This window comes from Actinomadura sp. 7K534 (assembly GCF_004348575.1).
GTDB lineage: Bacteria > Actinomycetota > Actinomycetes > Streptosporangiales > Streptosporangiaceae > Spirillospora > Spirillospora livida.
Genome location: NZ_SMKB01000328.1, coordinates 1 through 6,611, shown reverse-complemented (window position 1 = coordinate 6,611; position 6,611 = coordinate 1). Strand labels below are relative to the sequence as shown.

The window sequence follows — 6,611 nt, the reverse complement described above, 5'->3', positions numbered from 1 at the left end:
GGACACGCCCACCCCGCCCGCGACCGAGCCGGCATCGTCCGGCGGCCCGTCCGAGGCGTTCCTGCCGGACGGGCTCGTCCGGGCGTCGGGCCCCGGCTTCACCATCGGGGTCCCGGAGGGGTGGCGGCGCTCCGACCGGGGCAACAGCACCATCTGGAACGACCCGGCGGGCACCGCCTACGTCCAGGTCGACCGGACGCCCTGGACGGGCGACCCGTACGACCACTGGCTGACCTGGGAGCGGGAGGCCGTCGCCGACGGGAAGCTGCGGAACTTCAACCGGCTCTCGATCACCCGCACGAGCGTCGCCGGCGTGGACGCGGCCGACATCGAGTTCACCTGGACCCGCGACAGCGGCCTCACCCGCGCGCGCGACCGCGGAGTGATCGCCGGGGGCCGGTCGTACGCGGTGGTGATCGCGGTTCCCGCGTCCCAGTGGAACGAGAACGAGGCACTCGTGAAGAATGTGCTCGACACGTTCCGTCCCTCCGGGGTGGGATGATAAACGGGGGGACCCTCTAGTCATGGCACAGGCACGTCTGCTCGGTAATCGCTACCGGCTCGACTCAGTGGTCGGCCGGGGCGGGATGGGCACCGTGTGGCGCGCCTTCGACGTCATGCTCGACCGCGAGGTCGCGGTCAAGGAGGTCGTGCTCCCGCCGGGCCTGGACGACTCCGAACGCGCCGTGCTGTACGAGCGGACGTTCCGCGAGGCGCGGGCCTCGGCGCGACTGAACCACTCCGGGGTGGTGACCGTCCACGACGTGGTGGAGGAGTCGGACCGGCCGTGGATCGTGATGGAGCTGGTCCTCGCCCCGTCCCTCCAGGACCTGCTGGACCGCGGCCCCATGGAGCACCGCAGGGTCGCCGACATCGGGCTGCAGATGCTCGGCGCGCTGCGGCACGCCCACGAGAAGGGCATCCTGCACCGCGACGTCAAGCCCAGCAACGTCCTGATCACCGACACCGGACGGGTCGTGCTCACCGACTTCGGCATCGCGCAAGTGGAGGGCGACGCCACCCTCACGCAGACGGGCCTGGTCATGGGTTCGCCTGCCTACATCCCGCCGGAGCGGGTGCAGGGTGAGCGCGCGGTGCCGGCGTCCGACCTGTGGGCGCTGGGCGCGACGCTGTACGCGGCCGTCGAGGGCCGCTCACCCTACGAGCGGTCGGACGCGATGTCGTCGCTGCAGGCCGCGCTGACCGAACCGGTGCCGCCGGCCCGCAACGCGGGGCCGCTCGCCCGGGTGCTGGACGGGCTGCTGGCGCGGGAGCCGGCGAACCGGATGACGGCGGCGCAGGCGCAGCCGCTGCTCACCCGGGTCGCGGCGATGCTGCCGCCGTCGCGCCCGATGCCACCGCGGGCCGCCGAGACGGTGACGGACGACGAGCCCGGCCGCTATCTGCAGGGCGGCGGACGGGCGGCCGACGCGGCGGAGACCGTCCTTGACCCGGACGAGCTGGACGTGGTCACCCGCCGCGACCCGGGCGAGCCGGAGCCGATCACCCGCCACGACCCGGTCCGTTTCGGCGACCAGGGCCAAGGTCAAGGCCCCGGACAGGGCCACGGCCGGAGCCCCGGTCAGGGACGCGGCCAGGCGCCAGGCCAAGCCCACGGCCAGGGTGCCGGTCAGGGGCGCGGCCTGGGGCAGAACGGGGCGCCTCATGCGCAGCCGCCGCCCGCCGGCGGGAGTCCGGATTCGCGGACGTTCCTGGAGACCGAGTGGGCGCCGCCGCCGTCCCGGACCCGCCAGGCCCCGGGCCCGCAGACGCCTCCGCCGTGGGAGCAGCCCCAGCAGTACACGAACTGGCAGCAGCCTCCGCCGCCGCCCGTGCACGGCCTCCGCGGCGACCGGGTGGAGCGCCGCAAGACGGTCCTGGTCGTCACGATCGCGGTGGTCCTGGTGGTGGCGGCGGTCCTGGTGGGCGCGTTCATCCTGCGCGGCAAGCTCCAGTCGGACGCGGCGGCCCGCCCGCCCGCGATCCCGGCCGCGCCGGGCTGACCCGGCCGCACGCCGGGCAGACGGCGAAGGCGCCGGGCACCGGCGGACGCGTCAGGTACCGGCGGCCAAGGCGTCGAGTACGAGCCGCAGGTCGGCGACGTGCTCGTCGAGGTCGCCGGCCGGTTCGCCCGCGCGGATCAGGGCGGCGTCCTCCTCGACCTTCTGCAGCCGCTCGCCGAGGGCGGAGATCAGCCGCTCGCAGCCCGCCAGGACGTCGCCGCCGTCCCCCTCGGCGAGGGTCTGCCGCAGCAGCTTCGCCTGCCGCTGCAGCTCCAGGTTGCGGCGGTGCAGGTCGACGAACACCGACACCTTGGCGCGCAGCAGCCACGGGTCGAACGGCTTGGTGAGGTAGTCGGCCGCGCCGGCGGAGTACCCGCGGAACGCCTGCTCGGCCGCCGCGCCGCCCGCGGTGAGGAAGATGATGGGAATGTCGCGGGTGCGGGGCCGGGACTTGATGTGCCGGGCGGTCTCGAACCCGTCCATCTCCGGCATGACGACGTCGAGCAGGATCAGCGCGAATTCGTCGTTCAGCAGCTCCTTGAGGGCCGCCTGGCCGGACGTGACCGGCACGACGTCCACCGGGAGGGCGTCGAGGACGGCCGCGAGGGCGGTCAGGTTCTCCTCGCGGTCGTCGACGGCCAGGATCCTCGTGTCGTTCGGCACCGGGCTCCTTCGCGTCCATGACGGCCTGGGGTGCTTCCACCCTGTCACGTCCCGGCGGACGACGACAGGGAATCGCCGCAGAGTGAGAATTGCTACGGCAGCCACCCCGGCTTGACCAGCCCGGACTCGTAGGCGAACACCACGAGCTGGGCGCGGTCGCGCGCGTCGAGCTTCACCATCGTGCGGCTGACGTGGGTCTTCGCGGTCGCGGGGCTCACCACGAGCCGGGCCGCGATCTCCTCGTTCGACAGGCCCTCGCCGACCAGCGCCATGACCTCCCGCTCACGGTCGGTGAGCGCGTTCAGCCGCGGCGACGGCGCCGGCTCCTTGGCCCGCATCGCGAACTCGGCGATCAGCCGCCGGGTGACGCTGGGCGACAGCAGCGCGTCGCCGGCGGCGACGGCCCGCACGGCGTGGATGAGCTCCACCGGCTCGGTGTCCTTGACGAGGAAGCCGCTCGCGCCGCCGCGCAGCGCCTCGAACACGTACTCGTCCAGCTCGAACGTGGTGAGGATGACGATCCTGATGTCGGCGAGGCGGTCGTCGGCGGCGATCCGCCGGGTGGCCTCCAGGCCGTCCAGGCCCGGCATGCGGATGTCCATCAGGATGATGTCGGGGCGCAGCCGCCGCGCCTGCGCCACCGCCTCCTCGCCGTCGCTCGCCTCCCCGACGACCTCGATGTCGGGCTGCGCGTCCAGCAGCGCCCGGAACCCGGCCCGGACCAGGACCTGGTCGTCGGCCAGCATGACCTTGATCGCCGAGTCGCCGTCCGACGCTCCGCCAGAGACCCGCATGTTCAGCCCTTCCGAGGATGACGTCGGCTCATTGGGTTCCCTTTCCGGGCGCGGCCGTGTCCGGGGGTGCGCCGTCCGGTTCGCCGGTCAGCGGGAGGCGGGCCTGGACGCGGAACCCGCCGCCGGGCCGCGGCCCGGCGTCGAAGCCGCCGCCGAGCGCCGCCGCCCGCTCCCGCATGCCCCGGATGCCGCTGCCGGCCGGATGGTCGTCCAGCAGGGACACCCCCTGGCCGTCGTCCTCGACCCGCACCACGATCTCGTGCTCACGGTAGGCGATGGCGACCCGGGCCGTCACCGGGCCGGGCCCGGCGTGCCGGGTCACGTTCGTCAGCGACTCCTGGACGATGCGGAACGCGGCGAGGTCCGTGCTCGCGTGCAGCGGGCGGCGGTCCCCGGTGACCTCGACCTCGACCGCCAGCCCGGCGGAGCGCGCGCGGGCGGCGAGGTCCGCCAGCCCGTCGAGCCCGGCGGTGGGGGAGCGGGGCGCGGTCTCGCCCTGCGCCCGCAGCGCGCCGATCACCCCGCGCATCTCGGTGAGCGCCTCCTTGCTGGCGTCCTTGATGGCGGCGAGCGCCGTCCGGGCCTGCTCGGGGTTCTCGTCCAGCAGGTGCAGCGCCACCCCCGCCTGGACGTTGATCATCGAGATGTTGTGCGCGAGGACGTCGTGCAGCTCGCGGGCCATCCGCAGCCGCTCCTCGCTGGCCTGCCGGCGCTCCTTCTCGGCGCGGATGCGGGCCGCCTCCGCGGCGCGCTGCCCCCGCATCCGGACCAGTTCGGCGGTCACCAGGACCACCAGCGCCCAGGCGGTCACGAACGTCATCGCGACGAGGGACGGCCGTTCCACCGGGAAGAGCCCGCCGGATCCCCGCTCGTCCGCGGGGGCGCCGATGACGGTGGTCAGCGCGAAGTAGGCGGCGAGGACGGCGCCCGTCCCGGCCCAGGCGGCGAGCCGGTGCCCGGCGACGACGGCCGCGAACATCGCGACGGCCAGCGAGAAGATCACCGGGCCGTAGGTGTAGGCGCGCAGCAGGTAGAGGACGGTCACCGCCGCGGTCGCGGCCAGCACGAGCACGGGATGGCGGCGGCGCAGCAGCAGCAGTGCCGGGCCGGCGAGGAGCAGGCCGAACCCCAGCGCGTCCAGTTCGGTGAGCTCGGCGCCGGAACCGCCGCCCTCGGCCCACGGCGGGCCGGGCGAGCCGCCGGTGCCGCCGCCGGGCTGCCCGCCGCCGTGCTGCGCGCCCAGCGAACCGAAGATCTGGAAGAACGCGAGGAAGGCCGGGACGACCCACACCGGCCACAGGCCGGGGCGCGGCAGGGTCGGCCGCGCGGGGCCGTGCGGCGGTGAAGTGCTCATGTGTGCACGTTAGGTCATCGGTCTCCGGCCGGCGTCGGCCGCGGGGAGTGCCCGCGCCTACTCCGCGGGAGGTAGCCGGGGGTCAGCCGGTCCAGCGGACGGGCAGCCGCTCGAAGCCGTGCCGGGCGCTGGACCGGACCGGCAGCGGCTCGCCCGCGAGCCGGAGGGTGCGCGGGTGCTCCAGCAGCGCGACCAGCAGCGCGCGCAGGTGCACGCGGGTGAGCCGCGCGCCCAGGCATGCCCGGTGCCCGGAGCCGAAGCAGAGGTGCGGCCGGGCGCCCAGGGCGAACCGTTCCGGGACGAACCGCTCGGGCTCGGGGAACACCTCCTCGTCGTGGTTGGCGGAGACCAGCCAGAGCGTGACCCGCTCGCCCGCCAGCAGCGGCACGCCGCCGACGACGGTGCCGCGCCGCACGGTCCGCCAGACCTGGAGGACGGGCGTCCACCAGCGCAGCATCTCCTCCACGGCGCTGTCGACGAGCCGCTCGTCGGACCGCTCCTCCCGGAGCCGGCCGTACTGCTCGGGGTGGCGCAGCAGCGCGTAGAGGCCGCCGGCCAAAGTGTTCCGCAGCGTTTCGGGGAGGTCGGGGGCGACGTCGGCGACGAAGTCGGCCGGCTCCCGGCGCGGGATGCGGCCGAGCATGGCCCGGGCCGGGGGGTCCATGTCGATGAGCGCGGTCCCGGGCGGGCGCCGCCCGGGACGTGCGCCGTCCGGGACGTCCGCGATCATGGGGCCGTGCAGGACGCCGTCGCTCTGCGGGCGGAACAGCCCGGGACGGGTGAGGGCCCGGTGGACGTCCGCGTACCGGAGCACCGCCCAGGCGCCCGGCCGGCCCGCCGTGCGGCCGTCCTGCCACACCACGGGCGTCCTGGAGCGGAGCCGCGCGAACCTGCCGTGCGGGACCCCGCGGGTGTAGACGGCGGCGCAGTCGAGGGCGCCCGCGTCGGAGAGGGGCGGCGCACCGTGCCGTTGCGGCATGGGAACCTCCTTCCAGGCGGACGCTAACGCGTCCCGGCCGAACCATGAAGGTCCGGATTCGGCCGTTCCCCGGCGCCCGGCCCGCGAAACCGCGGAACGCGCGGCCGCTCAGCCCGCGAGCCACTCCCCGGTCTCGACGCTGACCAGGCCGTGCCGGGCCGCCGCGATCACCGCCTCGCGCTGCGAATGCACCCCGAGCTTGCTCAGCACGCTCTGCACGTGGCTCCGCGCCGTGCTGCGCGTCACGCCCATCGCCTTCGCCAGCGCCTGGGTGGACTCCCCGCGCACCAGGCGGGTCAGCACCTCCCGCTCGCGCGGGGTGAGGAACCGCGCGACCCGCTGCGCCTGGTTGCGCGGCCGCGCCTCGTCCCGCCGGGCCGCCTGGTCGACGACGACCTCGCCGTCCGCGACGCGGCGCAGCACGGTGAGGATGTCGCCGGCCTGCTGGCCCTTGTGGGCGAAACCCCGCACGCCCGCCTGGACCCCCGCGTCCAGTACCTCCGGTTCGAGGAAGCCGGTGAGGACGACGAAGCTCGTGCCCGGGGACGCGGCCCGCAGGCTCGGCATCCAGTCGAGCGCGGTGCCCGAAGGGAACCGTAGGTCGGTGAGGCACACGTCGGGCCGCCGGGCCCGCAGCACGGGCAGCGCGTCCGCGGGGGAGAAGGCCACCCCGACGACGCTGTGCCCGGCGTCGGCGAGCACCAGCGACAACGACTCGGCGAAGACCGCATGGTCATCGCAGATCAGCACGTTCATGGATACGGCCGCCAGTCGTCGGCGCGCGGGTCGGCGGCCGGGTCCGGTGGCGGGTCGGGGGG

General features: G+C 75.0%; 6 protein-coding genes and 1 pseudogene. 2 read left to right on the top strand and 5 right to left on the bottom strand.

Annotated elements, in window-relative coordinates; genetic code table 11:
• A pseudogene (locus E1266_RS38510) lies at positions 1–502 on the top strand (hypothetical protein); the annotation flags it as partial.
• A 22-nt stretch (positions 503–524) separates the two neighbouring features.
• Positions 525–2,003, top strand: a complete 1,479-nt coding sequence (locus E1266_RS34420; RefSeq protein ID WP_132054323.1) for a serine/threonine-protein kinase — start codon at positions 525–527, stop codon at positions 2,001–2,003.
• Positions 2,004–2,054: 51 nt separating this feature from the next.
• Here the strand turns inward: E1266_RS34420 and E1266_RS34415 are convergent, their stop codons facing one another.
• The 5 genes from E1266_RS34415 to E1266_RS34395 all read right to left on the bottom strand — a co-directional run bounded on the left by E1266_RS34415 (position 2,055) and on the right by E1266_RS34395 (position 6,549).
• Positions 2,055–2,666, bottom strand: a complete 612-nt coding sequence (locus E1266_RS34415) for a response regulator (RefSeq protein WP_132054321.1) — start codon at positions 2,664–2,666, stop codon at positions 2,055–2,057.
• A 92-nt stretch (positions 2,667–2,758) separates the two neighbouring features.
• A complete protein-coding gene (locus E1266_RS34410) occupies positions 2,759–3,460 on the bottom strand; it encodes a response regulator transcription factor (protein ID WP_132054319.1) in 702 nt (233 codons plus the stop codon).
• Between the two features lie 28 nt (positions 3,461–3,488).
• Complete coding sequence (locus tag E1266_RS34405) at positions 3,489–4,814, bottom strand: sensor histidine kinase (RefSeq protein WP_132054317.1); 1,326 nt, start codon at positions 4,812–4,814, stop codon at positions 3,489–3,491.
• 82 nt (positions 4,815–4,896) lie between these two features.
• Entirely contained in the window at positions 4,897–5,793 is an 897-nt protein-coding gene (locus E1266_RS34400) for a cytochrome P450 (protein WP_132054315.1), read from the bottom strand.
• A gap of 108 nt (positions 5,794–5,901) precedes the next feature.
• Positions 5,902–6,549 (bottom strand): response regulator transcription factor, encoded by a 648-nt coding sequence (locus tag E1266_RS34395; protein WP_132054313.1) that lies wholly within the window; start codon positions 6,547–6,549, stop codon positions 5,902–5,904.
• Positions 6,550–6,611 lie beyond the last annotated feature (62 nt).

What these genes read in the sequence shown, in the direction of transcription:
- E1266_RS34420 (WP_132054323.1), top strand. Translation starts at nt 525, where the DNA reads ATGGCACAGGCACGTCTGCTCGGTAATCGCTACCGGCTCGACTCAGTG.
- E1266_RS34410 (WP_132054319.1), bottom strand. Translation starts at nt 3,460, where the DNA reads ATGCGGGTCTCTGGCGGAGCGTCGGACGGCGACTCGGCGATCAAGGTC.
- E1266_RS34405 (WP_132054317.1), bottom strand. Translation starts at nt 4,814, where the DNA reads ATGAGCACTTCACCGCCGCACGGCCCCGCGCGGCCGACCCTGCCGCGC.
- E1266_RS34400 (WP_132054315.1), bottom strand. Translation starts at nt 5,793, where the DNA reads ATGCCGCAACGGCACGGTGCGCCGCCCCTCTCCGACGCGGGCGCCCTC.
- E1266_RS34395 (WP_132054313.1), bottom strand. Translation starts at nt 6,549, where the DNA reads ATGAACGTGCTGATCTGCGATGACCATGCGGTCTTCGCCGAGTCGTTG.